The following is a 26,107-nucleotide window of genomic DNA, read 5'->3' on the forward strand; positions in this document are numbered from 1 at the left end:
TGCTCACACCTCTTGGAAGAGCTCCCAGACCGCGGCGGCCAGCCGGTGGTTGTCGACCGGCGTGATGGTGCACCACCTGCGGCCGTCGCTGCTGGGCTTGAGCTGCCGCAGGTACCGGCCGTTGTGCGTGTCGTGGAAGGAGACGACGCGGCCGGCGCGCTGACCTCCGCGCTGCACGCCGAACTGCCCGCGCGTGGAGGTGCCGTCGAGCATGCCGGCGAGCTCCTGGGCGTCGCCGAGGCGCATGCCCTGGCGTTCGAGGGTGGTGATCATCCGCTGGGCGTCCTGACCGACGTCCTTGGCCGCGGCCACCAGGTCGTCGTACGGCAGGCTGATCGAACGCCCGAACCCGGCCGGCATCTCACCGGCCACCGACACCGCCGCCTCGGCCAGCGCCGTGCCGCGCGCCTCGATCAGCCACATCTCGTCCCGGTCCTGCACGGCGAGGATGGCCTCGTCGCCCACGGCAGCGGCCAGCCCGCTGATCTGCCGGTCGGCCCAGATCCACAGGTCGATCGACATCTGCGCGTTCGCGAGCAGCGCGAACCCGTCGGCGAGCTCGGGCACGACCCGGCCGTTGCCGGCCAGGCCGCGCGCTTCGAGCGACTCCCAGGCCCGCTTCACCACCTCGGCCTTCTCGGTGTGGGTGATGGAGGGAATCCGCGTGTCGAGCGCGACGTGGGCGGCCGGGAGGCGTTGCGCCTCCCAGACCACGGCGAACTCCACTGTGGACAGAACCACAGATCCTGGTGAGCTCAAGGGATCTACTTGTCCTTCGGTTCTTCGCCGATGACCGACTGCACCACCATGCGCTCGTCACCGAACACGTCGTCGGAGTCGACGCCGTACTTGCGCACGTGCTCGCCGTCCTCCTCGCCCTCACCCTTGGCCGCACCGGCCGCGGGCGACATGAGCGACCCGGCACCCTTGCCGCCGACGCCACCCTTGCCGCCGGCCGCACCGGGCCGGTTCGCCTCGGGACCGACGCCCGCGGCGCCACCCGGCGTCGCGCTGCCCGGCACACCCTTGCCCGCGGCACCGGTACCCGCACCGCCGGGACCGCCGGCGCCACCCTTGCCGCCGGCACCGATCGTGCTCGGGGCACCCTTCGGGCCGGTGGAGGTGATCGGGGTCTTCGGTGCCTGGCTCGGGCCACGTCCGCCGCCGACGACCTGCGCGCCGCGCGCGTTGCCCGCGGCACCGGCCAGACCGGCTGCCGCCGCGGTGGCGGCCGACGTCGCGACCGGGAGCGGGGAGCCGAAGGGCTTGGGGAGGCCGGGGCCGGTGGCGAGCGGGCCGGGCGTGGGGGTGCCCGGGATGATGCCGGTGGTGCCGCCGGGGATGTTCGGGGTGGGGCCGACCGGGACGCCTGGTGAACCCGGTGAACCGGGGGTGCCCGGGAAGCCTGCGGTGCCCGGGGTGCCGTGGATTCCGGGCGGGGTGGAGTTCGGGAGGCCCACGGTGGGACCGACCGGCGGGCTGGAAACAGCCGCGCTGCTCACCACGATGTCCGGCGCCGGTGGCGGCGGCCGGAAGTTCTCAAGCGCACCGCGACTGCCCTCGACGTAGCCGTTCATGCTGTCGATGGCCTGCTGGCGAGCCCTGTTCGTGGCGGCGACCTCGGCGGCGTGATCGGTCTCGATGCCGACGAGACCGACGACCTTGTCGCCGAAGTTCCGCTCGGTGTCTCCCCGCAACGTCTCCGACGGGGGCGTGCTGTGCCGGGCCTGGCTCGTGCTCTCGCCCTGCTGGATGATCGCCTGCGAGTTGTCGTTCGACGCCTCACTGCTGCCGTCGATCCCGGCGGCGACCACGTCGTGCTTCGCGTGGCTCCGCTCGCCGGCCGCACCGCCCCACTCGATCTCGAGTTCCTTCAGCTGCGCGCGAATCGTCTGATCGATGGACTCAAGGCTGTTGGCCAGCGTGCGCAGCGCCTCGGAGGCTTCGCTGAACCGCGACACGACCGTGGTGCTGGAAAGCTTCTGAACCTCGTTCGCGAGATCCTGGTTGGACCAACCCTCGAAGTTCCAGTCATTGAGCTGCTTGTAGCCCGACATGGCTCCCCCTCACTTCAAAGTCTTGAGCGTCGCGAGCGCGAATGCGGCGGCCTTCTCAGCCTTGCCGCACAGGACGGATTGGTCCTTTTCCTTCGTGGTGGTCGGGATGTAGCTGACCATCAGCTGCTGGCCATCGGCGACGTCGATTGCCACGGAGCAGTCGAAACCCGTGCCGCCTTTCAGCTTGACCTCCACGGCACCGAAGTCGTCGACCTTGATCACCTTCGCGTCGACGTTGCCGCCGCCCTGCAGCCAGTAATCCACGCCCTTGTGCGTCACTGTGCCGACCTGGTAACCGAAGCCACTGTCTCCGTCGAAATCACAGCTGGGTGATTCCTGCCCCTCCACGAGGTCCAGTTTCACCGCCTCGGCCCCTACGATCTTGATCTGCTTCTGCTGCTCGGCCGTGAGCAACTTGCAGGAATCCACTGCGTCGAGCTTGAAAGCCTGTGGACGCGTGGGCAGCTTGCTCGCGGAGTCGTTGCCGGACGAACGGGCCGGCGACTGGGGTGCCGGGGTCGGATTCCCCTTCTCACCGCTGGCCGTACAGGCCGACACGGCTACGGCGAAGACGACCACGGCAGCTAGCTTGGACAGGTGCATCGTCACGCTTTCGGCCTGAACACGGCGGTGATTTCGTCTTCGGTGTACCCGTACTGCTGAGCCGACGTCTTCAACTGCTCCGAAAGGCTTTCCAGCGCCTCCATGTAACGAGTGAGCCGGTTCGCATAGGAATCGGTGTGGTAGACCAGCCTGTCATTCCACGCCTCGACGACATCTGCGGTGACCTGGTCGTCGGTCGTGGGAATCCGCAGCTTGGGGACATTTCGCCGGTAAGCTTTCTCCAGCTTGTCGTACTGCTCGGCGATGACCTTGCCGGCCTTCAGGACGGTGTCCTTGTCGACGTGGAACTGCTGCGTCGACGGTCCTGCGGACATCCTGTCCAGCACCGCCGAGGCGGCCTTGAAGGCGCCCACCGCACCCGCGATCACACCGCCAGTCATCGCCGCAGCGGCACCGAGAACGGCATCCGCCCCCACGTTCTCCTGTGTCACGACGTCCTACCCCCGTACGGTTGGTGACGGTTCGGTCTCGCTTCGCAGGCTACCAACGCCCGCGTAAGACGCACCTGTAGTTGGACGAAGACCACCCCTCGACGGTTCCACGTCACTCAGCGTTCGTTCCCCCGGCGGAACGTGCCGAGCGAGGCGATCGGATCGGGCACAGGAAGTCGGGTGGAGCGGCACCCGGCCCCATAGCGTTGACGACGTGCTGGAACGACTCAACCAGGCCATGGCCCACATCGAGGACAACCTCGACCGGGACGTCGACGTGAAGCAGCTCGCGCGGATCGCGGGGAGTTCGGAGTACCACTTCCGGCGGATGTTCTCGGCGCTCGCCGGGATTCCGCTGAGCGAGTACGTGCGGCGCAGAAGGCTCACCAGGGCGGCGAGTGAGGTCCTCAGTGGACACGGCTCGTTGCTCGACATCGCCGTGCGGTGGGGTTACGGGTCCAACGAGGCCTTTGCGCGGGCGTTCAAGGGCATGCACGGCATCGGGCCGCAGGAGGCCCGCAGGACCGGGAGAGCGTTGCAGTCGCAGCAGGTGCTGCGGTTCAAGTTGATCGTCGAGGGGAGTGCGAGCATGGAGTACCGGATCGTCGAGAGGGACGCGTTCCGCGTGGTCGGCCGGGGGACGCGGGTGCCGTTGGTGCACCTGGGGATGAACCCGGCGATCGTGGAGTTCGTCAAGGGCATCGGGATGCCGACGCTCAGCAGGATGAAGGAGCTCGCTGACGGGGAGCCCGGTGGCATCGTGGCGCTGACCGGCAACCAGGAGGGCAACGAGGAGGGTGACCACCTCGACTACTTCCACGGTGTGGTGACCAGCCGGGAGGCGCCGGAGGACATGGAGACCGTGACGGTGCCGAAGCACACGTGGGCGGTGTTCCGGAGCGAAGGGCCGTTCCCGGAGACGATTCAGTTCATGTGGCGGGACGTCTACACGCAGTGGTTCCCGTCGAACAGCTACGAGAGCGTCGAAGGGCCGTCGATGTTGCACACCGAGATCGACGGGGACGTGGCCAGGGCCGAGCTGTGGGTTCCGGTCACCAGCTGAGGCAGAGGCGTTCGATCACGTCCCGGAGCTCCAGGACGGAGAGCCACCGGTCGGGGATCACGGCGACGCCGTCGCGGGCGCCCAGGAGGTTGCCGCAGATGGAACCGGTCGAGTCGCTGTCGCCGGAGTGGTTCACGGCCAGGCGCACGGCGGTGGCGAAGTCAGGGGCGACCAGGGCGGCGTGCAGGCCGATGGCCAGGGCTTCCTCGCCCACCCAGCCGCCGCCGAGCTCGGACTCGATCTCCTCCGGTGTCAGGGGACCGAGGCCGACCACCTTGTCCAGCAACGTGGTCTGCTCCTCGTGGCCCTCCCAGCGGACCAGTTCGGCGCGGGCGACCGCCACGGCCGACAGCAGGTCCGCGCCGTCGAGCAGGCAGCGGACGATCGCCGCCAGCACGCCCGCGGACAGGTAGCCGCTGGGGTGGTGGTGGGTCATCTGCGCCGTTCCCACCGCCAGGGTGAAGACCTCGCGCACGTCGGGGGACCACACGGCGACGGGGGCGGCGCGCATGACGCCGCCGCAGCCCTTGGAGTTGTTCTTCTCGTTGTGCTTCAACGCGGTGATGCAGGTGTGGCCCGGTGCCCGGCGCGAGTGCAGGCGCCGGTCCGACATCAGCCAGCCGTCGTCGGCCACGAGCGGGCCGCCCTGGGTGTGCAGCCAGCGGCCGTAGGCGGCACGCACCGTCAGCACGGGGTCGACACCGTGCTGGCGGGCCAGGAGCAGGCCCTCCAGGGTGAAGAGGACCATCTGGGTGTCGTCGGTGATCTCCAGCGAGGGGAGGTCGACGACACCCGCCGGGCCGTGCTGGCGGCGGATCACGTCGATCGAGGAGAACTCGACCGGCGCACCGAGGCCGTCGCCGACGGCCCCTCCCAGGACGCACCCGAGCAGGCTCACGGCACCGTGATCTGGTTGTCGACGGCCCTCAGGGCGATGTCCGAACGGTGGTGGGAACCGGTCAGGTGGATGTCGGCGAGCTTCTTGTAGGCGCGCTCACGGGCCTTGGCCAGCGACTTGCCGGTGCCCACCACCGACAGCACCCGGCCGCCCGCGGAGACGACGGCGCCGTCCTCGCGGCGGCGGGTGCCCGCGTGCAGGACGCCCTCGGACTCGGAGCCGGTGATCACGTCACCGGTGCGCGGGCGGCCTGGGTAGCCCTCGGCCGCGACCACGACGGTCACGGCGTAGCCGTTCTCCCACTCCAGCTCCGGATGCGCGTCGAGCGTGCCGTTGGCGGCGGCCAGGAACAGCGTGGAGATCGGCGACTTCAGCAGCGCCAGCACCGACTGCGTCTCCGGGTCGCCGAAGCGGCAGTTGAACTCGATCACCTGCACGCCGGTCGACGTCAGCGCCAGGCCCGCGTACAGCAGACCGATGAACGGGGTGTCGCGCGCACGCAGCTCGTCGACCACCGGCTGCACGCACCGCGACACGATCTCGTCGACCAGTCCCTCGGGTGCCCACGGCAGCGGCGCGTAGGCGCCCATGCCACCGGTGTTGGGCCCGGCGTCGCCGTCACCGACGCGCTTGAAGTCCTGCGCCGGGATCAACGGCACCACCGAGACACCGTCGGTGACGCAGAACAGCGACACCTCCGGACCGTCCAGGAAGGACTCCAGCAGCACCGGGTGGCCGCCGTCGAGCAACGTCATCGCGTGCGCGCGGGCGGCGGCCAGGTCGGACGTCACGACGACGCCCTTGCCGGCCGCGAGACCGTCGTCCTTCACGACCCACGTCGGCCCGAACCGGCCCAGGGCGGCGTCGAGGCGGGCCGGGTTGTCGACCACCTCGCTGTGGGCGGTCGGCACGCCGGCGGCGTTCATGACGTCCTTCGCGAACGCCTTGGAGCCCTCGATGCAGGCCGCGGCCTTCGAGGGGCCGAAGCACGGGATGCCGAGCTCGCGGACCGCGTCGGCGGCCCCGGCGACCAGCGGTTGCTCGGGGCCGATGACGACGAGGTCGGCCTTCCACTCCTTGGCGAGGGCGGCGACGGCCGAGGCATCTGCGACGTCCACGCCGTAGATCTCGGCGTGCCCCGCGATGCCGGCGTTGCCCGGCGCGCACGCCAAAGCCGTCAGCTGCGGGTCGCGCGACAACGCGAGGACAAGGGCATGCTCACGGGCTCCAGACCCGATGACCAGGACGCGCACGATGCGCCAGCGTAGTTCAGCCGAGGGCCTGCTTCGCTCCTGGGTGCAGCGGAACGGGCTCGGAGGCCGAGGCCTTCGCCCTGTCGATGTCCTTCACGGCCGGGTGGACCTTCTCCAGGTCGGCCTTCCTGTCGAAGATCAGCTTGGTCACCGCGCACGCGTTGTTGGCCGCGAAGTCCTCCCGCACGAGCAGCAGGTTCGGCACCACGATCGTGGGAACCGCCGCGGTGCCGTAGGTCGCCGCCGGGATCGGCGCGGTGTCGTACACCGGGCTGATCTTCTTCATCTCCGGCAGCAGCGGGGTGATGTCGATGAACTTCACCCGGTCCTTCAGCGACGTGGTGATGTCGGTGATCTGCGGCGTGGGCAGGCCGCCGGACCAGATCAGGCCGTCGATGCTGCCGTCCTTCATGCCGTCCGCGGTCTTGGTCAGGTCCAGCCGCTGGGCCGAGACGTCGGAGTCGATGTTGAGACCGGCCGACTTCAGCAGCCGGCCCGCGATCACCTCGGTGCCCGACTTCGGCGACCCGGTGGAGATCCGCTTGCCCTTCATGTCCGCGACCGAGTTGATCCCGGAGTCGGCCCTGACCAGCACCTGCGTGTAGTTCGGGTAGATCCGCGCCAGCGCGGCGACCTTCTCCTTCTTGCCGTTGAACGCCCCGGTGCCGTTGACGGCGTCCGCGGCGGTGTCGGCGAGCGAGAACGCGATGTCGTACGTGCCGCTGACGAGCTGCTGGATGTTCTGCACGGACGCGCCGGTCTCCGCGGCCGACGCCTTCAGCTTCGAGTTGTCGCTGATCAGCTTGGCCAGGCCGCCGCCGACCACGAAGTACACGCCGCCGGAGTTGCCGGTGGCGATCGTGATCCGCCCGTCGGAGGCCTCGCACGACGCCTGGGAACCGCCGGCGTCCGGCGTCGTGGGCGTGCGCTTGCCACCACACCCGGAAACCACGAGCGCCAAGGCGATCGCACCGACCGCGTACCTACGCAGCATCAGGAACCCTCCTACGTGTGACCAGGTGGACCGCCACGGCCGCCACCAGGAACCCGGTCCCGATGGCGATCGTCAGCGGCTGCAGGTAAAGCAGGAACACCGCGGCCGGCACGCACAGCAGGCGTTCCGGCCAGCGCGCGGGACCGAACAGCCAGCCGCCCGTCAGCACGGCGAGGGCGGCCACCCCCAGCGCGGACGCCGCGAACGTCCACGCGGAGTCGAGCAACGACCCGCGCAGCAGCAGCCCGGCGCCCTCGTCGGTCAGGACGAACGCCAGCGGCACCAGGAACGCGGGCAGCGTGTACTTCCACGTCTGCCACATCGTCTTCATGACGTCGCCGCCGGTCAGCGCGGCCGCGGCGACCGCGGCGAGCGCCGTCGGCGGCGTCACCTCGGACAGCACCGCGTAGTAGAAGATGAACATCGCGGTCTCGGCCGGCTCGACGCCCAGCGTGATCAGCGCGGGCCCGATGACGACCCACGAGATGATGAACGACGCCGTCACCGGCACGGCCAGCCCGAGCACCGACACCGCCACGGCCGCCAGCACCGCGGTGAGCGCCAGCACCACCGCCGGTTCCGAGGTCAGCGCGGAAGCCAGGTCCACCAACGACCCCGCAAGCGCTTGCCCCAGCCCGGTCTTGGTGATCGTCGACGTGATCACCCCGGCCGCCGCGCACACCGCGATCACCGGGAACGCCGAGCGCACGCCGGTCGACAGGGAGTCGGCGACCAGCCGGACCCAGTCGCGCCGGTGGCTGACCAACGCGAACAGCGCCGCCACGCCTGTCGCGTACACGACGGCCTTGTAGACCGGGATGTCCAGCGCCAGGAAGACGATGATGATCCCGAGCGACAGGAAGTGGTACCAGCCGGGCTTCAGCACGTCGAGGAACCGCGGCGCGTCCACGTCGACCGGCTTGGCCCCGAACCGCCGCGCGTCGGCCTCGACGGCCAGCGCGATGCCCAGGTAGTAGAGCAGCGTCGGGATGATCGCCCAGATCAGCACCGACAGGTACGACACCTGCAGGTACTCGGCGATGATGAACGCGGCGGCACCCAGCGTCGGCGGCGACAGGATCGCGCCGATGCCCGAGGCGGCCAGCAGCCCGCCCGCGTTCTCCCTGGGATACCCGGCCTTCTGCAGCATCGGCCACGTCACCGCACCCAGTGACACCGTGGTCGCGGTGCCGGAGCCGGAGACCGTGCCGAGCAGGAACCCGGCCGTCGCGGCGGTGCGTCCCGGTGCGGTCCGCGACTTGCGGAACGCGGCAAAGCTGATGTCGACGAAGAACTTCCCGGCGCCGGAGGCGTTCAGCACGGCACCGTAGATCGTGAACAGCACGATGTAGGTCGCCGCGACGTCCAGCGGCGTGCCGTAGAAGCCGCTGGCGTCGTTGAAGAACCCGTTGATGATCTGCGAGAAGTCGACGCCGGAGTGCGCGATCGACCACGACGGCGGCAGGAACCCGCCGTAGTAGGCGTAGGCGATGAACGCCAGGCACACCACCGGAAGCACCCACCCGGTCGTGCGCCGGCAGGCTTCGAGGACCAGCACCAGCAGCACCGCGCCCGCGGCGACGTCCAGCCCGGTGAGCTGGCCCTGCCGGTTCAGGAACTCGTCGAAGCCGCCGAACAGCGGGTAGGCGCCCACGACGAACGCCAGCGCTGCCAGCGCCCAGTCCCACCACGGCGGCTCATGGCCGCGGCCGTAGGACAGGAAGACCAGCGGCAGCGTCACCGCCAGGAAGATGATCAGGTAGTACTGGCTCCCCTTGGCGAACGGGAAGAACACCTGCTTCAGCACGAGGAACGCGATCAGCAGACCGGCGATCCACAGCGCCCGCTCCCACCGGGGTGAGAGCGCGCGCGACGGCATCTCCTCGTCGTGCTCCGCGACGATGCGGGCGAGGTCCGGGTTGGCCACGGTCGAACCGTACTGTGGGCGCGGTCACAGCCCCAGCGGATCATTCCAAAGGAAGTGCAAAGTCTCGGACGGCCAGACCGTCCACACCGCACCGGCGCCGCCCGGTGCGAACAGGTCGGGGCTTCCAGCATTACGCACAATGAGCGGCATGGTCGGGCCTGAACTGCTGCTGCTGTTGCTCGGTGCGCTGGTGGTCACCTCCATCGCGCGCCGCCTGAACTGGTCGGCACCGCTGGTGCTGGTCGCCGTCGGGCTCGTGGTCTCGTTCATACCGGGCGTGCCGGAGTTCGAGCTGGACCCGCACCTGATCCTGCTGGTGGTGCTGCCGCCGCTGCTCTACAGCGCGGCGCTGGACAGCTCCTACCTCAACATCCGCGCGAACCTGCGGCCGATCGGCCTGCTCGCGGTCGGGCTGGTGCTGTTCACGACGTTCGTGGTGGGCGTGACGGCGACGCTGGTGTTCCCGGACCTGCCGTTCGCCGCCGCGCTGGTCCTGGGGGCCGTGGTGGCGCCGCCGGACGCCGTGGCCGCGGTCGCGATCGGGCGCAAGCTCGGGCTGCAGCGCCGCGCGATGACGTTGCTGGTCGGCGAGAGCCTGATCAACGACGCCACGGCGCTGACCGCGTTCAAGGTCGCGGTGGCGGCAGCGGCCGGCACCGCCATGCACCCGGCGCAGGGCGTCGGGATGTTCCTGCTGGTGACGGCGGGCGGCATCGCGATCGGCCTGGTCGTCGGCGTGGTGGTCAGGTTCTTGCGCAAGCGGTTGTGCGAGGGCGTGCTGGAGAGCGCGCTCGGCCTGCTGGTGCCGTTCGGCGCCTACCTGCTCGCCGAGGAGGCGGCGCACGTCTCCGGTGTGCTCGCGGTCGTCGTCGCGGGCCTGTACATCGGCCACCACTCGCCGCGCGGCACCTACTCGACCCGGCTGCAGGACGCGGCGGTGTGGCGGTCGCTCGACGTGCTGCTGGAGTCGTTCGTCTTCGCGCTCATCGGCCTGCAGCTGTCGTCGATCGTCGCCGACGCCGACCTGAACGCGAGCCTGCTGCTGGGCGCCACCGCCGTGCTGCTGGCGACGATCCTCGCGCGGTTCGTCTGGATGTACCCGGCCACCTACATTCCGAGGTACCTGTCGAAACGGCTGCGTGAACGCGAACGCCCACCTCACCTCGGGCAGGTGACGGTGATCTCGTGGGCGGGCATGCGGGGTGTGGTCACCCTCGCCGCGGCGGCCGCAATCCCGCCGGACGTGCCGGGCCGCGACATCATCGTGTTCTGCGCGTTCGTCGTGACGGTCGCCACGCTGCTGCTACAGGGCACGACGCTGCCGTGGCTGATCAACAAGATCGGCTTCGAGGGTGACGACGCACGGCAGGACGCGCTGGCCGAGGCCCAGGTGCAGCACCGGGCGGCGCAGGCGGCGGTCGACCGGCTCGACCAGGAGGTCGACGACGTGCCCGACCACGTGCGCGACCAGCTGCGCTCGCTCGCCGAGCACCGGGGCAACGCCGCGTGGGAACGCCTGGGGCGGCAGGAGCTGGAGAGCCCGGCCGCGGCGTACCGGCGGTTGCGCCGGGTGATGCTGAGCGCCGAACGCGACGAGTTCATCAAGGCCAGGGACTCTGGCGAGATCGACGACGAGGTGCTGTTCCGGGTGCTGCGCGAGCTGGACCTGGAGGAGGCAGCACTGTCTCGTGAGTAACCGTTCACCTGCTTTTCGTGTTGCGATGCTTGGGTGCGCTCTCAACACGAAATGGGAGGTCGAACGATGGATCCCAAGAGGGTTCGAGGCCGTGGTCTGGCCGCCGTGGTCCTCGTGTTCGCGGGTGCGGTGGTGGCGTCGCTGCCGTCCGCGTCCGCACACGACGACAAGGGCCCGATCGTGATCGGCCACCGCGGCGCTTCGGCGTACCGGCCGGAGCACACGCTCGCGTCCTACGAGCTGGCGGCGCGCATGGGCGCGGACTTCATCGAACCGGACCTGGTGCCGACGAAGGACGGGCAGCTGGTGGCCCGGCACGAGAACGAGATCGGCGGCACGACCGACGTCTCGGCCAAGCCGCAGTTCGCCGACCGCAGGAAGACCAAGACGATCGACGGCACCGCGGTCACCGGGTGGTTCACCGAGGACTTCACGCTGGCCGAGCTGAAGACGTTGCGCGCCAAGGAACGCATCCCGGCGATCCGCCCGCGCAACACGCTCTACGACGGCCGCTTCGAGATCCCGACGCTGCAGGAGGTCATCGACCTGTCGAAGCGCCTGTCCCGCGAGCTGCACCGCGAGATCGGCATCTACCCGGAGACCAAGCACCCGACGTACTTCTCCTCGATCGGGCTCGCGCTGGAGCCGAAGCTCGTCGACGCGCTCAACCGCAACGGCCTCAACCGCCGCGGGGCCAAGGTGTACGTGCAGTCGTTCGAGGTCGCGAACCTCAAGGAGCTCAACCGGTCGCTGCGCGTGCCGATCGTCCAGCTGGTCAACGGTTCCGGCGCGCCGTACGACTTCGTCGCCGCCGGTGACAAGCGCACCTACGCCGACCTGGTGACGCCGGCCGGTCTGCGCGAGGTCCGCTCGTACGCCGACGGCGTCGGCCTGACCAAGGACATCATCATCCCGCGGGACGCAGGCGGCTTCCTCAAGGCGCCGACCACGGTCGTGAAGGACGCGCACAAGCTCGGGCTGGTCGTGCACGCGTGGACGTTCCGCAACGAGAACTCGTTCCTGCCGGCCGACTTCCGGTCCTCGACCGACCCGGCCGCGTACGGCCGGGCCTTCGAGGAGTACGACCTGTTCTTCAAGCAGGGGCTCGACGGCGTGTTCGCGGACAACCCCGACACGGCCGTCGAGGCCAAGGTCAAGCGCTAGCGAGCGAGAGCGTGCGGTCCCCGCCGAGCAACCCGCGTTGCCGCAACAGGGGCCGCACGCCCTCCCCGAACCAGTAGGCCTCTTCCAGGTGCGGGTAGCCGGAGAGGATGAACTCGCTGATCCCGATCGCGTGGTACTCCTCGATCAGGTCCGCCACCTCGGCGTGCGAGCCCACCAGCGCCGTCCCTGCGCCACCGCGCACCAGTCCGACCCCGGCCCACAGGTTCGGGTGTATCTCCAGGCCGCGCACGCCGCGGCTGAGGTCGCCGCCGTGCAGGGCCACCATCCGTTGCTGCCCAACGGACTCCGACTTGCTCAGCTGCGCCTGTGCCTGCGCCACGGCCGCCGGGTCCAGCGCGTCGAGCAACCGCGCGGCCGCCGCCCACGCCTCGGCCGAGGTGTCCCGGCTGATGGTGTGCAGCCGGATGCCGAACCGGATCGGCCGGTCCGTCAGCGCCCGCACCCGCGCGATCTTCGCCGCCACGTCGGCGGGCGGCTCGCCCCAGGTCAGGTACACGTCGGCACGGGCGGCCGCCACCGGCAGCGCGGCGTCGGACGAGCCACCGAAGTAGATGGGCGGCACCGGGTCCGGCGCACGCAGCACGGTCGCGCCCTCGACCTGGTAGTGCCTGCCGTGGAACGAGTACGGCTCGCCGCTCCACACCCCGCGCACGACCTGGAGGAACTCGTCGGTGCGCGAGTAGCGCTCGTCGTGGTCGAGCCAGTCGCCGAACCGCCGCTGCTCGACGGAGTCACCGCCGGTCACGACGTTGAGCAGCAGCCGGCCGCGGGAGATCCGCTGGTAGGTCGCGGCCATCTGCGCGGCCAGCGTCGGCGAGAGCACGCCGGGCCGGAACGCCACCAGGAACTTCAGCGTCGAGGTCTGGCTGATCAACGCGGCCGTGGTGAGCCAGGCATCCTCGCACCACGTGCCGGTCGGCGTGAGCACACCGGTGAACCCGACCTGCTCGGCCGTGCGCGCGATCTGCGCCAGGTAGTCGATGTCCGGCTCGCGGCGGGCTCCCGCGGCCGGCGCGCGGTTGGCGTGGAAGTGCTCCACGACCGTGCGCCCGTCGCCGGAGGTGGGCAGGAACCAGTGCAGCGTGATGCTCATGCGAGATCTCCCTGGAAGCGCGGGTCGACGAACTTCGCGAAGTCGACCTTGCCGGGCAACGTCCCGTCCTCGGTGAACGCGTCGGCCAGCTCCTGCTCGGACCCGACCAGCGTGTCGTCGATCTTCACCGGCAGGTCGCCGTTGCGGTTCACCGCGGTGAGCGCGACGTCGTACCTGAGCCCGGTCTCCGCCGCCCACGCCTTCGCCCACTCCTCGCGGTGCGTGTCGGCCCACTTCTGCGCCTTGTAGTAGCGGACCAGGTACTCCTTGATCGCCTCGTGCTTCCCCTTGTCGTCCAGCGCCTTGCGGCCCGCGACCTGGAAGCCGTACCCGTTGGACTTGCCGCGGCCGTCGGTCAGCACGCGGGCCTTGGCCTCTTGCTGCGCCTGCGCGGTGTAGGGGTCCCAGACCGCCCACGCGTCGACCTTGCCCTGGGTGAACGCGCCGTACGCGTCGGAGGGCTGCAGGAAGTTCAGCGTCACGTCCTTGGTGCTCAACCCGTTGGCGCGCAACGTGAGCAGCACCTGGCCGTGCGCCGAGCTGCCCTTCGCGACCGCGATCTTCTTGCCCTTGAGCTCGGCCACCGTCCGCAGCGGCGAACTCTCCGGCACCAGGATCGCGTCGGCCTCGACCTCGCCCTTCGACGCGGCGACGGCGGCAATCTTGGCGTTCGCGGCGGCGGCGAAGATCGGCGGTGTGTTGCCGACGCCACCGAGGTCGATCGCACCGGCGGACGCGGCCTCCAGCAGCGGCGGGCCGGACGTGAACGTCGCCCACTCGATCTTGTACGGGAAGTCGTTCAGCAGGTTGGCGGCGGTGAGCAACGCCTTCGCGCCGCCCTTCTGGTCGCCGACCTTCAGCACGACGTCGGCCGCCGGGGTGTCCTGCGCGGTCGCCGAGCACCCGGTCGTGAACAGGATCGCGGCCAGCAGGCTGAGCCACGTGCGGCTAGGCAGCTGTTTCAACATCCACTCCCAGGTCGGCGAGCACGCGGGTGCGTTGCTCCACAACGGAGGCCCGGCGGCGCGGGCGGGGCAGGTCCACGTGGTGCTCCGCGACGACCCGGCCCGCGTCGAGCACGAGGACCCGGTCGGCCAGCAGCAACGCCTCGTCGACGTCGTGCGTCACGAGCAGCACGGCGGGCCGGTGGCGGGACCACAGGTCCTCCACCAGGTGGTGCATGGCCAGGCGGGTCAGCGCGTCCAGCGCGCCGAACGGTTCGTCCAGCAGCAGCACGTCGGGTTCGCGGACCAGCGCCCGCGCGAGCGAGACCCGTTGCGCCTCACCGCCGGACAACGTCAGCGGCCACGCGTCGGCGTGACCGGGCAGCCGGACCTCCTCCAGCGCACGGAGCGCGACCTCGCGGCCGTCCGGCCGGTGCAGGCCCAGCGCGATGTTGCGCCAGACCTTGCGCCACGGCAGCAGCCGCGGCTGCTGGAACGCGATCGACACCGTGCCGGAGACCCGTGCCTCGCCGGAGATCTCCCGGTCCAGGCCCGCGAGGATGCGCAGCAGCGTCGACTTCCCGCAGCCGCTGCGGCCGAGCAGGGCCACGAACTCGCCGGGCGCGATCTCCAGGTCGACGTCGTCCAGGACGGTCCGCGCACCGAACGCCTTGCGCAGTCCGCGCACGCTCACCGGGTTCGCCATCGCAGCACTCTCCTTTCCAGCAGGCGCACCAGCGCGTCGGTCGTGAGACCGAGCAGCGCGTAGACCACGAGGCCGACGACCACGACGTCGGTGCGGAGGAACTCACGGGCGTTGTTGATGAGGTAGCCGAGCCCGGCGTCGGCGTTGATCTGCTCACCGACGATCAGCGACAGCCAGGCGGTGCCGAGCGCGATCCGCAGGCCCACGAGGGTCTGCGGCACGGCCGAGGGCAGCACGACGTGCACGACGCGTTCGAACCGGCTGTAGCCCAGTGCCCTGGCGGCCTCGACCAGACCGGCGTCGGTCTGCCGGATGCCGGAGTGCAGGTTCAGGTAGAGCGGGAACGCGACACCGGACGCGACCAGCGCGAGCTTGGGCTCCTCGCCGATGCCGAACCAGAGGATGAACAGCGGGATCAGGCCGAGGTGCGGGAGCGTCCGCAGCATCTGGACGGGCGGGTCGAGCAACGTCTCGCCCCACCGGGAAAGACCGGAGGCGAGTCCGAGAGCGACACCGACGACGCCGCCGAGGAGAAATCCGAAGAAAACGCGGCCCAGTGAGACGAGAAATGCGTCAGCCAATTGGCCGTTCGCGACGAGATCGGCCGCCGACTGCGCCACGGTCAGCGGCGACGCCAGTTTCTCGGGTGGGAGCAGGCCCGTTGAACTGGCCGTTTGCCACAGCAGGAGCAGCGCCACCGGGCTGATCCAGCGCAGTGTCCAGCGCTGGGTGAGCGCTGGTTTCCTGGCAAGTGAAAGGGCCACGGCGCGAATTACAGGCGAGCCGTGGCCCTTCGTCAACGACGCCCAAATCGTGAAAAAGCGTCGTACTTCGAGATAGTCTGGGTCAGCCGAGAACGTCGTGGCGCACGATCGTCTGATCGCGGCCCGGGCCGACGCCGATCGCCGACACGCGGGCGCCGATGATGCTCTCCAGGTACTCGACGTAGGCCCGCGCGTTGGCCGGCAGCTCCTCGAACGAGCGGCAGGACGAGATGTCCTCGAACCAGCCCGGCAGCTCCTCGTACACCGGCACGGCGTGGTGCACGTCGGTCTGCGTCATCGGCATCTCGTCGACGCGGCGGCCGTCCACCTCGTACGCGACGCAGACCGGCACCTTCTCCAGGCCCGACAGCACGTCCAGCTTGGTGAGGAAGTAGTCGGTGATGCCGTTGACGCGCGAGGCGTAGCGGGCGATCACGGCGTCGAACCAGCCGGTGCGGCGCGAGCGGCCGGTGGTGACGCCGAACTCACCGCCCTGCTTGCGCAGGTACTCGCCCATGTCGTCGTCGAGCTCGGTCGGGAACGGGCCGGAGCCGACGCGGGTCGTGTAGGCCTTGAGGATGCCGATCACGGTGCTGATGCGGGTCGGGCCCACACCGGAGCCGACCGTCGCGCCACCCGAGGTCGGGTTCGAGGACGTGACGAACGGATAGGTGCCGTGGTCGACGTCGAGCAGGGTGCCCTGCGAGCCCTCCAGCACGACGATCTCGCCGCGGTCGAGCGCCTGGTTGAGCAGCAGGCGGGTGTCGGCGATGCGGTGCACGAAGTGCTGACCGCGCTCCAGCACCTGGTCCACGACCTGGTCGGGATCGAGCGCCTTGCGGTTGTAGACCTTGACCAGCACCTGGTTCTTGAAGTCCAGTGCCGCCTCGACCTTCTGCCGGAGGATCTTCTCGTCCAGCAGGTCCTGCACGCGCACGCCGACGCGGGCGAGCTTGTCCTGGTAGGCGGGACCGATGCCGCGACCGGTGGTGCCGATCTTCGCCTTGCCCAGGTAGCGCTCGGTGACCTTGTCGATGGCCACGTGGTACGGCATGATCAGGTGCGCGTCGGACGAGATCAGCAGGCCGCCGGTGTCGACGCCCTTCTCCTCCAGCCCCGCGAGCTCCTCGAGCAGCACGCCCGGGTCGACCACGACACCGTTGCCGATGACGTTCTTCACGCCGGGCGTGAGGATGCCGGACGGGATCAGGTGCAGGGCGAACTTCTGGCCGTCGGGGAGGACGACGGTGTGTCCCGCGTTGTTGCCGCCCTGGTAGCGGACGATCCACTGGACACGCTCACCGAGGATGTCGGTGGCCTTGCCCTTGCCCTCATCGCCCCACTGGGCACCGATCAGCACGACGGCCGGCATGTGAAACTCCAAGCGCTTGGACTGGTTCGAGCGAATGCCGGTAAGCGAGGGTAGACCAGGAGATGACCGTGCGCGGAATCGTGTTGGCCTGCGGAAACACGCAGTTGCCAAAGATCACTGAACGTGACGACGTGCGGGTGGTGCCGGCCCGCCCCGGCAAGGACCACGTCGACCCCTGGCTGGACGTCGAACGCCTGGTCGTCGCGGGCACGGACGCCGACCTCGCCGCCGTCGGGGTTCGGTTGCTGCGCAAGGAGAAGCTGGCGTCCGTCGCACTCGGTTTCGTGCCGGTCGGGCAGTCGGCGGTGGCCGCGCTGTGGGGCCTGTCGACCGACCCCGCGCGGGCGTTGGACATCGCCCTGAACGGTGACGTGGATCCCGTGCCGTTCATCCGCGACGACGTCGGCGGAGTGCTGATGGGTCTCGGCGTTTTGTCGCCCGTTCGTGGCGTCGGTTACAGCGACGCGGACAACGTGCTGCGTGGCCAGGCGTCGCGGGTCGAGTGCACGCCCGACACCGAGGGCGGGCTGGGGCTCACCGTCCGGATCGTCAACAAGCGCCTGATCGGGTCACGGGTGCGGGAGAGCCGGCCGCGCGCGTTCCAGCTCGGCTGCCTGCCTACGACCGCCGTCCTCGACGGGCACCGGCACCCCAGGCCGGTCGACAAGTGGACCTGGTACCGCCACACCGAGGACCTGCGGCTCGTTCGTGGTCTCTAGAAATGGACTTGTTCGGCGGTTGTCGTTCACTCGTGTGTCACTCGAAAGCATTGCTTAATTTCTTAATGTGACCCAGGGTGGTCCCGATCACTTCCAACCAGGAAGGTCGGGACGATGTCAAAAGTTAACCGGGCCATTGGTGTTGCGATCACCACGATTGCTCTCGCCATCGGCTTTGTTTCCCCTGCACTCGCGACACCGCCGAACATCCCCACCGCCGACACCGCGAAAGCGGAACTGGCGGGCTTGACCGTGCGCGCAGACGGCACGATGACGGGCTATTCACGGGACAAATTCCCCCATTGGATCACCCAGTCGGGGACCTGCAACACCCGTGAGGCCGTGCTGAAGCGGGACGGCACCGACGTCGTGACCGACTCGTCCTGCGCCGCCACCTCGGGCCGCTGGTTCTCGCCGTACGACGGCGCGACCTGGTCCGCGGCCTCCGACGTCGACATCGACCACGTCGTGCCCCTGGCGGCCGCCTGGCGGTCAGGAGCGGCCTCCTGGACGACGGCGCAGCGCCAGGCGTTCGCCAACGACATGTCCGGCCCGCAGCTCATCGCGGTCACCGACAACGTGAACCAGGCGAAGGGCGACCAGACCCCGGCCACCTGGAAGCCGCCGCTGACGTCGTACTGGTGCACGTACGCGAAGATGTGGGTACACACGAAGTACCGCTGGAGCCTCAGCGTGAACTCGTCGGAGAAATCGGCTTTGGCGGACATGCTCGGAAGGTGCTGATGGCGTCACTCTCCTCGCTCTTCAAGGCCGGACCCGGCGGCGTGATGACCGACGAGGTCGGTGTCGTCACGGGCGACCTGGAACTGTGCACGGAACTCTCCGAGGACGGAAAGCTCATCGCACGGGTCCGCTACGAAGGCGCGGAAGAGTGGTACGCCATCACGGGCGCTGCGTGCGCCCTGGCCGATCCTCGCGACCACGAGCCGGTTCACTCGCTGCTGCTGGGTCTGCTGAACCGGCCGGAGGGCTGAGCGGGGGCAGCGCCTCCACCGCCTCGCTCCGGTTCAGCCCGGTCGCCTGCAGCAGGTCCACCGCGATGCTGCGGATCTGGGCCAGCACCACCTTGGACGAGAACCCGTCCCCGCCGAGACGCCGCGCGGTCAGCTGACGTGCGGCGTCCCGCACGGCCTCCCTGGTCCGCTGCGCCGTCTGCCCCTTCTCCAGCTCGGCCCTGAGGCAGTCGACGGCGTCCGCGTAGGCCATGAGCACCTGCGCCACGCCGTCCGGGATCTGCTCCTCCGCCTTGAGCGCCGCCATGGTCCTGCGCGCGAGCACGCGCGTGTTGCGGATCGCGTAGTCCACCGGGCCCGCCGCCGTGTGGTACCGCCGGAGCTCGTCCTTGGAGCGCCACCGGATCGGCGCGATCTTCGCGATCTCGCTGCCGGTCTGCAGCGCCGCCTTGTAGTCGTCGATCGCGGTCTGGCTGGTCCGCAGCTCCGCGAGGACACCGGCCGCCTTCACCGCGTCCTGCCCGGTGATGGCCTCGGCGATGTTCCGCAGCGCGCTGCTCAGGGTGCCGGTGAGCGCTTTGGCCTGGCGCTGGGCGACGGTCATCGGGTTGGCCGGGAGCAACGCCGCGACGGCCAGCCCCACGAGCCCGCCGGTCAGCGCGTCGATCATGCGGTCGAACCCGCCGCCCGCGCTCGGCGGCAGCAGGGTGGCGACGAGCACCGCGCTCGACCCGGCCTGCAGCGCGATCACCGAACCGCCGTCCAGCAGCACCGCCGCCGACATCGCGAGCGCGACCACCAGCGCGATCTGCCACGGCCCGCTGCCGATCCAGCTGATCAGCGCGTCACCCACGCCGACGCCGACCGACACGCCGACGACGAGCTCGCCGACGCGCCGGAGCCGTTGCCCCAGCGAGACCCCGAGGCAGACGACCGCCGCGATGGGGGCGAAGAACGGGTGCTGGTGGCCGATCACGAGCGTGGCCACCACCCAGGCCAGGCCGGCGGACAGGGCGCAGTGGACGATCGGCAACGCGGCGGCACGCCACCGCTTCAGCCCACGACCGACCGCATCCCGCACCGCGCCCACCACTGCCACCCCGTCTTCCGCTCGCCGTCCGCAGCCAGTCTTGATCCCACGGCCACGGGGCACAACCTGCGCAGACCCGGTTGCGGTGCTGCGGCGAGCAGGCTCACACCGGCGGCGGCCCCAAGCCGCCGCCGGTGGCGGAGTCGGGTGCGGTCGGTGGCGAGCCGACCACCCCCGGACGTCAGAGGCCGAGTGCGGCCGGTGCCTTCGGGTCGCTCTCGGCGAGGAACTTCGAGCAGCGCTCCCACTCCTCGTCCTCGCCGATCTCACGTGCGGCGAGGGCGAGCGCGGCGAGGGCGCGCAGGAAACCCTGGTTGGGCCGGTGGTCCCACGGCACGGGGCCGAAGCCCTTCCAGCCGGAGCGGCGCAGCTGGTCGAGGCCGCGGTGGTAGCCGGTGCGGGCGTAGGCGTAGGCGGCGACCGGGTCGCCGGCGTGCAGCGAGCGTTCGGCCAGCGACGCCCAGGCCTCGGAGAAGTCCGGGTAGGCGCGCACGATCTTGGCGGGGTCCGTCCCGCCGTCCGCAGCGGCCTGCGCCTCAGGACGGTCGGGGAGACGAGTCGGCTCGGGCCCGAGGAGGTTCTCAACCATGCGGCCCATCCTGCCGCACGCGCCGTGACTGCTACACGAACAGCCTCAGGACGGTGGCCACCACGGCGAGCACCAGGGCGGTGACGAGCACACCGGCGACGATCTTCTTGCTCATGGGCGAGCATGGTGCCGCGCCGAGCTGGACAGATCAACGCGATTCACCCGGTGGTGCACACGAATTGGAAACATCAGGGTAAAACCAGGGTGAGTCGGCCTTCCTGATCACCGACCGTCACCTCATGATGGGCGGATGATTCAGGGGGTTAGGCAGTTCAGGGACACGTACTGGGAGCGGGGTGCGCCCGGCAGGGAGACACCTGCCGTGCTGACCAGGCAGCTCTACCGGTTGTGGCTCGTCGGGCTGCTGCTGAAGCTGATCGGCTCGTCGTGGGACGTCTCGTGGCACTTCAAGTGGCTGCGCGACGACCTCGCGCCACCGCACCTGATCAACACCGTCGGCACGGTGATCGTGGTGGGGCTCACGCTGTTCCACACCTTCACCGGCTACGGCGTCGACAAGGCCACGGTGCGGCTCATGCAGGTCGGCTGCGGGATCTTTCTGATCGCCCTGCCGATCGACGTGATCAACCACCGGATCAACGGCCTGGACATCACCAGCTGGTCGGGCTCGCACGCGCTGCTGTACCTGGGGACGGCGGTGATGCTGGCGGGCGCGGTCCGCGGGTGGATCAAGTACTTCCCCGCCGGCAACCAGCGCACGTTCGGGCTGGTGGCGCTGTGGTTCTTCGTGTTGGAGAACTTCTGGTTCCCCAACCAGCACCAGGAGTACGGCGTGCGCGCGTTGCAGGCCTACGACAGCGGTAAGCCGGAGGCCGAGCCGATCCTGCTGCAGTTCGCCGCCGACCAGCTGGGCATCCCGGTCGGGCGGGCGGCGGTCGTCAACTTCGCGCTGCCCATCGCCGACTGGGTCTACCCGGTGTGGGGCCTGGTGGCGGCGGCCATCGTGCTCGTGATCGCGCGGCGCACGATCGGCCGGCCGTGGGCGGCGACGGCGGTGGCCGGCGGGTACATCGCGTACCGGTGCCTGATCTGGCCGTTGCTCGCCGGGATCGACTTCCCGAAGTCCGCGGTGCCGTTGTTCCTGGTCGCGGTGGGTCTGGTGATCGACGCGGCACACCTGGTGAAGATGCCGACGCCGGCCGCGGCGGTGCTCGGGTCGGCCGCGGTCACCACGGTCGGGTACGTGGGGATCTGGGCGCAGCAGCAGTACCTGTGGGCGCCGCCCATCTCGTTCTCGTCGGCGGCGGTCACGGCCGTGCTGATGGCGGTGCTGTGGACCGCGGGCGACATGGCGATCCGGCGGCCGGAGACGCAGTTGCTCGCCGCGCGCCTGAAGCTGGGCTAGCGCGGTTCCGGCCGGACCGCGCCGGACGCCGCGAGCTTGCTGGTGATCCGGTCGAACAGGTCCGTGAGTGGTTCGCCGACGTCCCGTCCGAACTCGGTCAGCCCGTAGCTGACCTGCGGCGGGGTCGTCGGTTCCACGTGCCGCCAGACCAGGCCGTCCTCGACGAGGCCGCGCAGGGTCTGGGAGAGCATCTTCTCGCTGATGCCGCGGATGCTGTCGCGCAGCTCGAAGAACCTGAGGTCGCCGCCGCGCAGGGAGATCAGCACCCAGATGCCCCACCGGCTGGTGACGTGGTCGACCATGTCCCGCGCGGGACAGTCGGTGTGAAACACGTCATACCGCTTCGCCTGCCCGGTCTGGTCCACCTGCACGCCTCCCGCCACGTTGTGAGCTTACCCGCAGGTACGTCCTTACGAATGGTAAGCCCGGTTCCTAGCGTCGTGCCCACAACGACGAAGGAGCTGTTCATGATCGTGGTGACCGGGGCTACCGGGAACGTGGGCCGGCCGTTGGTCCAGGCGCTGGCCGAGGCAGGCGAGCAGGTGACGGCGGTGTCGCGGCACGCCGCGCAGGTGCCGTCCGGCGTCCGGCACGTGGTGGCCGACCTCGCGGAGCCCGCGAGCCTCGACCCGGCGCTGACCGGGGCGAAGGCGTTGTTCGTGCTGCTGTCCGGGGACCTGCACGCCGTCGGCGCCAACCCGGCCGACGTCATCACCAGGGCGGTGGCGAGCGGGGTGCGCCGGGTCGTCCTGCTGTCCTCGCTGGGCGTGGTGACCAGGCCGTTCGGCACGACCCGGGTCGAGCTGCGTGCGCTGGAGGACGTGCTGCGGTCGTCGGGTGCGGACTGGTCGCTCCTGCGGCCGGGCGGGTTCGCCTCCAACGCGCTGTGGTGGGCGGAGTCCGTCCGTGCGCAACGGACCGTGGCCGCGCCGTTCGGGGACGTCGGCGTGCCGGTCGTCGACCCGGCGGACATCGCGGAGGTCGCCGCCGCCTGCCTGACCGACCACCGGCACACCGGTGGCGTGTACGAGCTCACCGGGCCGGAGGTGGTCACGCCGCGCGAGCAGACCGCGGCCATCGCCGCCGCGCTCGGCGAGCCGGTGCGGTTCCACGAGCTCACCCGTGCGGAGGCCAGGGCGGGCATGGCGCGGGTGATGCCGGCCGAGCTCGCCGACGACACCCTCGACATCCTCGGCAACCCGACCGGGACCGAGCTGCGCGTCAGCCCGGACGTCGAGACCGTCCTCGGCCGCGCGCCCCGCCCGTTCACGGCCTGGGCCTCCCGCAACGCCGCCGCGTTCCGCTAGCCCGTGAAACGCCACGCGGGGACCTTTCGCCCGACAGGAGCGGACGAAAGGTCCCCGCGTGGGGTCAGAGCGGTCAGCCCGCGATCATGCGGCCCGACGACTTGAGGTGCTCGCACGCCTGGGCGATGCGGGCGGCCATGGCCTGCTCGGCTGCCTTGAGGTAGCTGCGCGGGTCGTAGGCCTTCTTGTTGCCGACCTCGCCGTCGACCTTCAGCACGCCGTCGTAGTTCGCGAACATGTGCGCCGCGATCGGACGGGTGAAGGCGTACTGCGTGTCCGTGTCGATGTTCATCTTGATGACGCCGTACGACACGGCCTCGTGGATCTCCTCCAGCAGCGAGCCGGAGCCGCCGTGGAAGACCAGGTCGAACGGCTTCGAGCCGGCCGCCAGGCCGAGCTTCTCGGCCACGACGTCCTGGCCCTGCTTGAGGATCTCCGGGCGGAGCTTGACGTTGCCCGGCTTGTAGACGCCGTGCACGTTGCCGAAGGTCGCTGCCAGCAGGTAGCGGCCCTTCTCGCCGGTACCGAGGGCGTCGACCGTCAACAGGTAGTCGTCCGCCGTCGTGTAGAGCTTGTCGTTGATCTCGTTGTCGACGCCGTCCTCCTCGCCACCGACGACACCGACCTCGATCTCGAGGACGATCTTCGCCTTGGCCGCGAGGTCCAGCAGCTCGCTCGCGATCTGGAGGTTCTCCTCCAGCGGGACAGCGGACCCGTCCCACATGTGCGACTGGAAGAGCGGGTTGCCGCCCTTGTCGACCCGCTCCTGGCTGATGGCGATGAGCGGACGCACGTACCCGTCGAGCTTGTCCTTCGGGCAGTGGTCGGTGTGCAGTGCGATGTTCACCGGGTACTTCGCGGCAACCACGTGCGCGAACTCGGCGAGCGCCACAGCGCCGGTCACCATGTCCTTGACCTTGGTGCCCGAGGCGAACTCGGCACCACCGGTCGAGACCTGGATGATGCCGTCGCTCTCGGCCTCGGCGAACCCGCGCAGAGCCGCGTTGAGAGTCTCCGAAGACGTGACGTTGATCGCGGGGTAGGCGAACTCGTTCGCCTTGGCCCGGTCAAGCATCTCCGCGTAGACCTCGGGAGTTGCGATGGGCATCGGTCGTCCTCCTCAGGTGCCCTGAACGCCGTATCAACCGCATCCTACGAGGCTGGGTCACAGGCCCAACGCGGCGGCCAGTTCGGCGTAGTGCCCGTTCAGCGACTGGATGGCAACGTGGTCCGCCCCCGCGTCGACGTGCGCCCGCAACTTGGCGGCCACCTGGTCCGGGCTTCCCCAGGCCACGAGTGCATCGATCAAGTGGTCAGAGCCGTGACCGGCGACGTCCTCGGCCGAGAAACCCCACCTCAGCCAGTTGTTCGTGTAGTTGGTGAGCGTGAAGTAGAACGCGAGCTGCTCGCGTGCGATCGCCCGCGCGGCGGCCGGGTCCTCCTCCACGACGACCGTCACCTCGGGGGCGAGGAGCTTGTCGCCGAGGACCTCGCGCGCGTGCGCCGTGTGCTCGACCGGGACGAGGTACGGGTGCGCGCCCGCGGTGCGGTCGGCGGCGAGCCGCAGGACCTTCGGGCCGAGCGCGGCGAGCACGACGCTCTCCGCGGGCACGTCGAGCCGGTCCAGGTACGACACGAGCTTGTCGTAGGGCTGCTCGTAGGCCTGGTCCAGCTGCCGGTGGCCCACGCCGACACCGAGCAGGAACCGGTCGCTCGCGAGCCGGTGGAACTCGGCGGAGACCTGCTCCGGCTCGGACTGCCAGACGTTGACGATGCCGGTGGCGATGGTCATCGACCCGGTCGCGGCCAGCGCCCGCCCGACCAGCCCGACGTCGGGCGAGCTGCCGATCCAGAACGTGCCGTAGCCGAGGTCCTCGAGCTCGGCGACCCGGTCGATCTTCTCGGCCCACTGCAAGTGCGAGCCCCACACACCGAACGTTCCGAGTGACGCTTTCGAAGGCATAGTGGAAACCATGGCAACCGCTGAGTGGAACGGCAAGATCATCGCGTCGAGCGACGACACCGTGATCGTCGAGGGCAACCACTACTTCCCGCTGGACTCCGTGGACCCGGCCGTGCTGAAGCCGACCGACCACACGTCGGTCTGCCCGTGGAAGGGCACGGCCAACTACTACTCGCTGCAGGTCGACGGCGCGGAGAACACCAACGCGGCCTGGTACTACGCCGAGCCGAAGGACGCCGCGAAACAGATCAAGGGCCGGGTGGCGTTCTGGAAGGGCGTCACGATCACGGCCTGAGGCCCAGCGCGACGGCCACCTGTTCGTGGTGGCCGTTGAGGAACTGCACGGCCACGTGGTCCGCGCCGGCCGCGAGGTGCTCGCGGACCTTCCCCGCCACCTCGTCCGGCGTGCCCCACGCGACCAGCGCGTCCACCAGCCGGTCGGAGCCGCCGCCGGCCAGGTCGGCCTCGGTGAAGCCGTGCCGCAGGAGGTTGTTCCGGCTGCTCGGCCCGGCCAGGTAGCGGCCGATGAACTGCCGTGCGGCCGTACGCGCGCGCACTGGATCGTCTTCCACCAGCACGGTCACCTCCGGCGCGAGGAGTTTGCCGGGCAGCAACGGCCGTGCGGCGGCCGTGTGTGCGACGGGCGTCAGGTACGGGTGGGCGCCGAGGGTGTGCTCGGCGGCCAGCCGCAGCGCTCGCGGGCCCAGCGCGCCGAGCACGACCCGCGTGCCGGGCACGTCGAGCTCGGCCAGGTAGGCGAGCAGGCCGGCGTACGTCCCGTCGCCGACGCCGAGGCCCAGCAGGAAGCGGTCGCCGACCTCCCGCACCGACCGGGAGACCGCGGCCGGGTCGGTGGCCGAGGCGTTCACGATGCTCGTGGCCACCGCCGCGGACCGGGTGCGCGCGAGCAGCTGCCGTGACACCGCGAGGTCGGCGGGCGGGGTGCCGCCGGTCCACAGCGTGGTGAAGCCGAGCTCCTCGAAACCGGCCGCGCTGTCGAGGTCGCGCGCCCACTCGTCGTCACGCCGCCACACGCCGAACTTCCCCGGGTCCGTCATGCTCCGGAGCAACCCCCGTCCCAGCCGGTGAATT

The 26,107-nt window shown here is 70.0% G+C and carries 27 protein-coding genes; 8 read left to right on the forward strand and 19 right to left on the reverse strand.

What is annotated here, in order from left to right:
• Nucleotides 1–3: 3 nt before the first annotated feature.
• From ADL03_RS44445 to ADL03_RS44460, 4 genes are read right to left on the reverse strand one after another with little or no spacing between them, the layout of a single operon-like run.
• Nucleotides 4–741 (reverse strand): ESX secretion-associated protein EspG, encoded by a 738-nt coding sequence (locus ADL03_RS44445; RefSeq protein WP_197289189.1) that lies wholly within the window; start codon nt 739–741, stop codon nt 4–6.
• Between the two features lie 23 nt (nt 742–764).
• On the reverse strand, nt 765–2,057 hold the full coding sequence (locus tag ADL03_RS44450) for a hypothetical protein (protein WP_053739681.1): 1,293 nt from the start codon (nt 2,055–2,057) through the stop codon (nt 765–767).
• A gap of 9 nt (nt 2,058–2,066) precedes the next feature.
• On the reverse strand, nt 2,067–2,660 hold the full coding sequence (locus tag ADL03_RS44455) for a DUF3558 domain-containing protein (protein ID WP_053739682.1): 594 nt from the start codon (nt 2,658–2,660) through the stop codon (nt 2,067–2,069).
• Between the two features lie 2 nt (nt 2,661–2,662).
• The gene (locus tag ADL03_RS44460) at nt 2,663–3,112 is read right to left on the reverse strand and encodes a hypothetical protein (RefSeq protein WP_157529800.1); all 450 of its coding nucleotides are present in this window, start codon (nt 3,110–3,112) and stop codon (nt 2,663–2,665) included.
• A 214-nt stretch (nt 3,113–3,326) separates the two neighbouring features.
• Here ADL03_RS44460 and ADL03_RS44465 point away from each other — a divergent pair, with 214 nt between their 5' ends.
• Nucleotides 3,327–4,175 (forward strand): AraC family transcriptional regulator, encoded by an 849-nt coding sequence (locus ADL03_RS44465; protein ID WP_053739684.1) that lies wholly within the window; start codon nt 3,327–3,329, stop codon nt 4,173–4,175.
• Here ADL03_RS44465 and ADL03_RS44470 read toward each other — a convergent pair.
• Genes ADL03_RS44470 through ADL03_RS44485 form a run of 4 tightly spaced genes read right to left on the reverse strand, consistent with a single transcriptional unit; the run spans nt 4,165 to nt 9,247 of the window.
• Nucleotides 4,165–5,073, reverse strand: a complete 909-nt coding sequence (locus tag ADL03_RS44470) for an ADP-ribosylglycohydrolase family protein (protein WP_053739685.1) — start codon at nt 5,071–5,073, stop codon at nt 4,165–4,167. The genes ADL03_RS44465 and ADL03_RS44470 overlap by 11 nt on opposite strands.
• Nucleotides 5,070–6,326, reverse strand: a complete 1,257-nt coding sequence (purD, locus tag ADL03_RS44475; RefSeq protein ID WP_053739686.1) for a phosphoribosylamine--glycine ligase — start codon at nt 6,324–6,326, stop codon at nt 5,070–5,072. Before purD ends, ADL03_RS44470 begins: the two co-directional genes overlap by 4 nt.
• A gap of 16 nt (nt 6,327–6,342) precedes the next feature.
• Nucleotides 6,343–7,320: a TAXI family TRAP transporter solute-binding subunit gene (locus ADL03_RS44480; protein ID WP_053739687.1), complete on the reverse strand. Its 978-nt coding sequence runs from the start codon at nt 7,318–7,320 to the stop codon at nt 6,343–6,345.
• Nucleotides 7,310–9,247 (reverse strand): TRAP transporter fused permease subunit, encoded by a 1,938-nt coding sequence (locus tag ADL03_RS44485; protein WP_231642864.1) that lies wholly within the window; start codon nt 9,245–9,247, stop codon nt 7,310–7,312. The genes ADL03_RS44480 and ADL03_RS44485 overlap by 11 nt, the downstream gene beginning before the upstream one ends.
• Before the next feature lie 148 nt (nt 9,248–9,395).
• Between ADL03_RS44485 and ADL03_RS44490 the strand changes: the two genes are divergently transcribed.
• A complete protein-coding gene (locus ADL03_RS44490; RefSeq protein ID WP_231642865.1) occupies nt 9,396–10,943 on the forward strand; it encodes a Na+/H+ antiporter in 1,548 nt (515 codons plus the stop codon).
• A 66-nt stretch (nt 10,944–11,009) separates the two neighbouring features.
• Nucleotides 11,010–12,107 carry a glycerophosphodiester phosphodiesterase gene (locus tag ADL03_RS44495; protein ID WP_082374094.1) on the forward strand — a complete coding sequence of 366 codons (1,098 nt, stop codon included), beginning with the start codon at nt 11,010–11,012 and terminating at the stop codon, nt 12,105–12,107.
• Here the strand turns inward: ADL03_RS44495 and ADL03_RS44500 are convergent.
• The 5 genes from ADL03_RS44500 to ADL03_RS44520 all read right to left on the reverse strand — a co-directional run bounded on the left by ADL03_RS44500 (nt 12,097) and on the right by ADL03_RS44520 (nt 17,007).
• Nucleotides 12,097–13,221 (reverse strand): LLM class flavin-dependent oxidoreductase, encoded by a 1,125-nt coding sequence (locus tag ADL03_RS44500; protein ID WP_053739690.1) that lies wholly within the window; start codon nt 13,219–13,221, stop codon nt 12,097–12,099. The genes ADL03_RS44495 and ADL03_RS44500 overlap by 11 nt on opposite strands.
• Nucleotides 13,218–14,189, reverse strand: coding sequence for an ABC transporter substrate-binding protein (locus ADL03_RS44505; RefSeq protein WP_053739691.1), 972 nt, complete (start codon nt 14,187–14,189; stop codon nt 13,218–13,220). Before ADL03_RS44505 ends, ADL03_RS44500 begins: the two co-directional genes overlap by 4 nt.
• The gene (locus ADL03_RS44510) at nt 14,170–14,871 is read right to left on the reverse strand and encodes an ABC transporter ATP-binding protein (protein ID WP_053739692.1); all 702 of its coding nucleotides are present in this window, start codon (nt 14,869–14,871) and stop codon (nt 14,170–14,172) included. Before ADL03_RS44510 ends, ADL03_RS44505 begins: the two co-directional genes overlap by 20 nt.
• Entirely contained in the window at nt 14,856–15,635 is a 780-nt protein-coding gene (locus ADL03_RS44515) for an ABC transporter permease (protein WP_231642866.1), read from the reverse strand. Before ADL03_RS44515 ends, ADL03_RS44510 begins: the two co-directional genes overlap by 16 nt.
• Nucleotides 15,636–15,717: 82 nt before the next feature.
• Nucleotides 15,718–17,007, reverse strand: coding sequence for an adenylosuccinate synthase (locus tag ADL03_RS44520; RefSeq protein ID WP_053739693.1), 1,290 nt, complete (start codon nt 17,005–17,007; stop codon nt 15,718–15,720).
• A 104-nt stretch (nt 17,008–17,111) separates the two neighbouring features.
• Between ADL03_RS44520 and ADL03_RS44525 the strand changes: the two genes are divergently transcribed.
• Nucleotides 17,112–17,726 (forward strand): hypothetical protein, encoded by a 615-nt coding sequence (locus tag ADL03_RS44525; protein WP_197289191.1) that lies wholly within the window; start codon nt 17,112–17,114, stop codon nt 17,724–17,726.
• Nucleotides 17,727–17,996: 270 nt separating this feature from the next.
• Nucleotides 17,997–18,470 carry an HNH endonuclease family protein gene (locus ADL03_RS44530; RefSeq protein ID WP_231642873.1) on the forward strand — a complete coding sequence of 158 codons (474 nt, stop codon included), beginning with the start codon at nt 17,997–17,999 and terminating at the stop codon, nt 18,468–18,470.
• Nucleotides 18,471–18,629: 159 nt separating this feature from the next.
• Here the strand turns inward: ADL03_RS44530 and ADL03_RS44540 are convergent, their stop codons facing one another.
• Nucleotides 18,630–19,781 (reverse strand): aromatic acid exporter family protein, encoded by a 1,152-nt coding sequence (locus ADL03_RS44540; protein ID WP_231642867.1) that lies wholly within the window; start codon nt 19,779–19,781, stop codon nt 18,630–18,632.
• Between the two features lie 190 nt (nt 19,782–19,971).
• Nucleotides 19,972–20,379, reverse strand: coding sequence for a DUF3151 domain-containing protein (locus ADL03_RS44545; RefSeq protein WP_053739696.1), 408 nt, complete (start codon nt 20,377–20,379; stop codon nt 19,972–19,974).
• A 250-nt stretch (nt 20,380–20,629) separates the two neighbouring features.
• Here ADL03_RS44545 and ADL03_RS44550 point away from each other — a divergent pair, with 250 nt between their 5' ends.
• Complete coding sequence (locus tag ADL03_RS44550) at nt 20,630–21,745, forward strand: hypothetical protein (protein WP_053739697.1); 1,116 nt, start codon at nt 20,630–20,632, stop codon at nt 21,743–21,745.
• Here the strand turns inward: ADL03_RS44550 and ADL03_RS44555 are convergent.
• Complete coding sequence (locus ADL03_RS44555; protein ID WP_053739698.1) at nt 21,742–22,128, reverse strand: helix-turn-helix domain-containing protein; 387 nt, start codon at nt 22,126–22,128, stop codon at nt 21,742–21,744. The two genes, ADL03_RS44550 and ADL03_RS44555, sit on opposite strands and share 4 nt — an antisense overlap.
• An 84-nt stretch (nt 22,129–22,212) precedes the next feature.
• Between ADL03_RS44555 and ADL03_RS44560 the strand changes: the two genes are divergently transcribed.
• Nucleotides 22,213–23,052 carry an SDR family oxidoreductase gene (locus ADL03_RS44560; protein ID WP_053739734.1) on the forward strand — a complete coding sequence of 280 codons (840 nt, stop codon included), beginning with the start codon at nt 22,213–22,215 and terminating at the stop codon, nt 23,050–23,052.
• Nucleotides 23,053–23,125: 73 nt separating this feature from the next.
• Here the strand turns inward: ADL03_RS44560 and fbaA are convergent, their stop codons facing one another.
• Both fbaA and ADL03_RS44570 read right to left on the reverse strand, forming a co-directional pair.
• Nucleotides 23,126–24,160, reverse strand: a complete 1,035-nt coding sequence (fbaA, locus tag ADL03_RS44565; protein WP_053739699.1) for a class II fructose-bisphosphate aldolase — start codon at nt 24,158–24,160, stop codon at nt 23,126–23,128.
• 57 nt (nt 24,161–24,217) lie between these two features.
• Nucleotides 24,218–25,015, reverse strand: a complete 798-nt coding sequence (locus ADL03_RS44570) for an LLM class F420-dependent oxidoreductase (protein WP_231642868.1) — start codon at nt 25,013–25,015, stop codon at nt 24,218–24,220.
• A gap of 10 nt (nt 25,016–25,025) precedes the next feature.
• Here ADL03_RS44570 and ADL03_RS44575 point away from each other — a divergent pair, with 10 nt between their 5' ends.
• On the forward strand, nt 25,026–25,310 hold the full coding sequence (locus ADL03_RS44575) for a DUF427 domain-containing protein (protein ID WP_053739701.1): 285 nt from the start codon (nt 25,026–25,028) through the stop codon (nt 25,308–25,310).
• On the opposite strand, the gene ADL03_RS44580 is transcribed toward ADL03_RS44575, so the two are convergent.
• Nucleotides 25,300–26,073, reverse strand: coding sequence for a TIGR03620 family F420-dependent LLM class oxidoreductase (locus ADL03_RS44580; RefSeq protein ID WP_053739702.1), 774 nt, complete (start codon nt 26,071–26,073; stop codon nt 25,300–25,302). The two genes, ADL03_RS44575 and ADL03_RS44580, sit on opposite strands and share 11 nt — an antisense overlap.
• Between the last annotated feature and the right edge of the window lie 34 nt (nt 26,074–26,107).

It is taken from the genome of Nocardia sp. NRRL S-836 (assembly GCF_001279525.1).
Classification (GTDB): Bacteria; Actinomycetota; Actinomycetes; order Mycobacteriales; family Pseudonocardiaceae; genus Lentzea.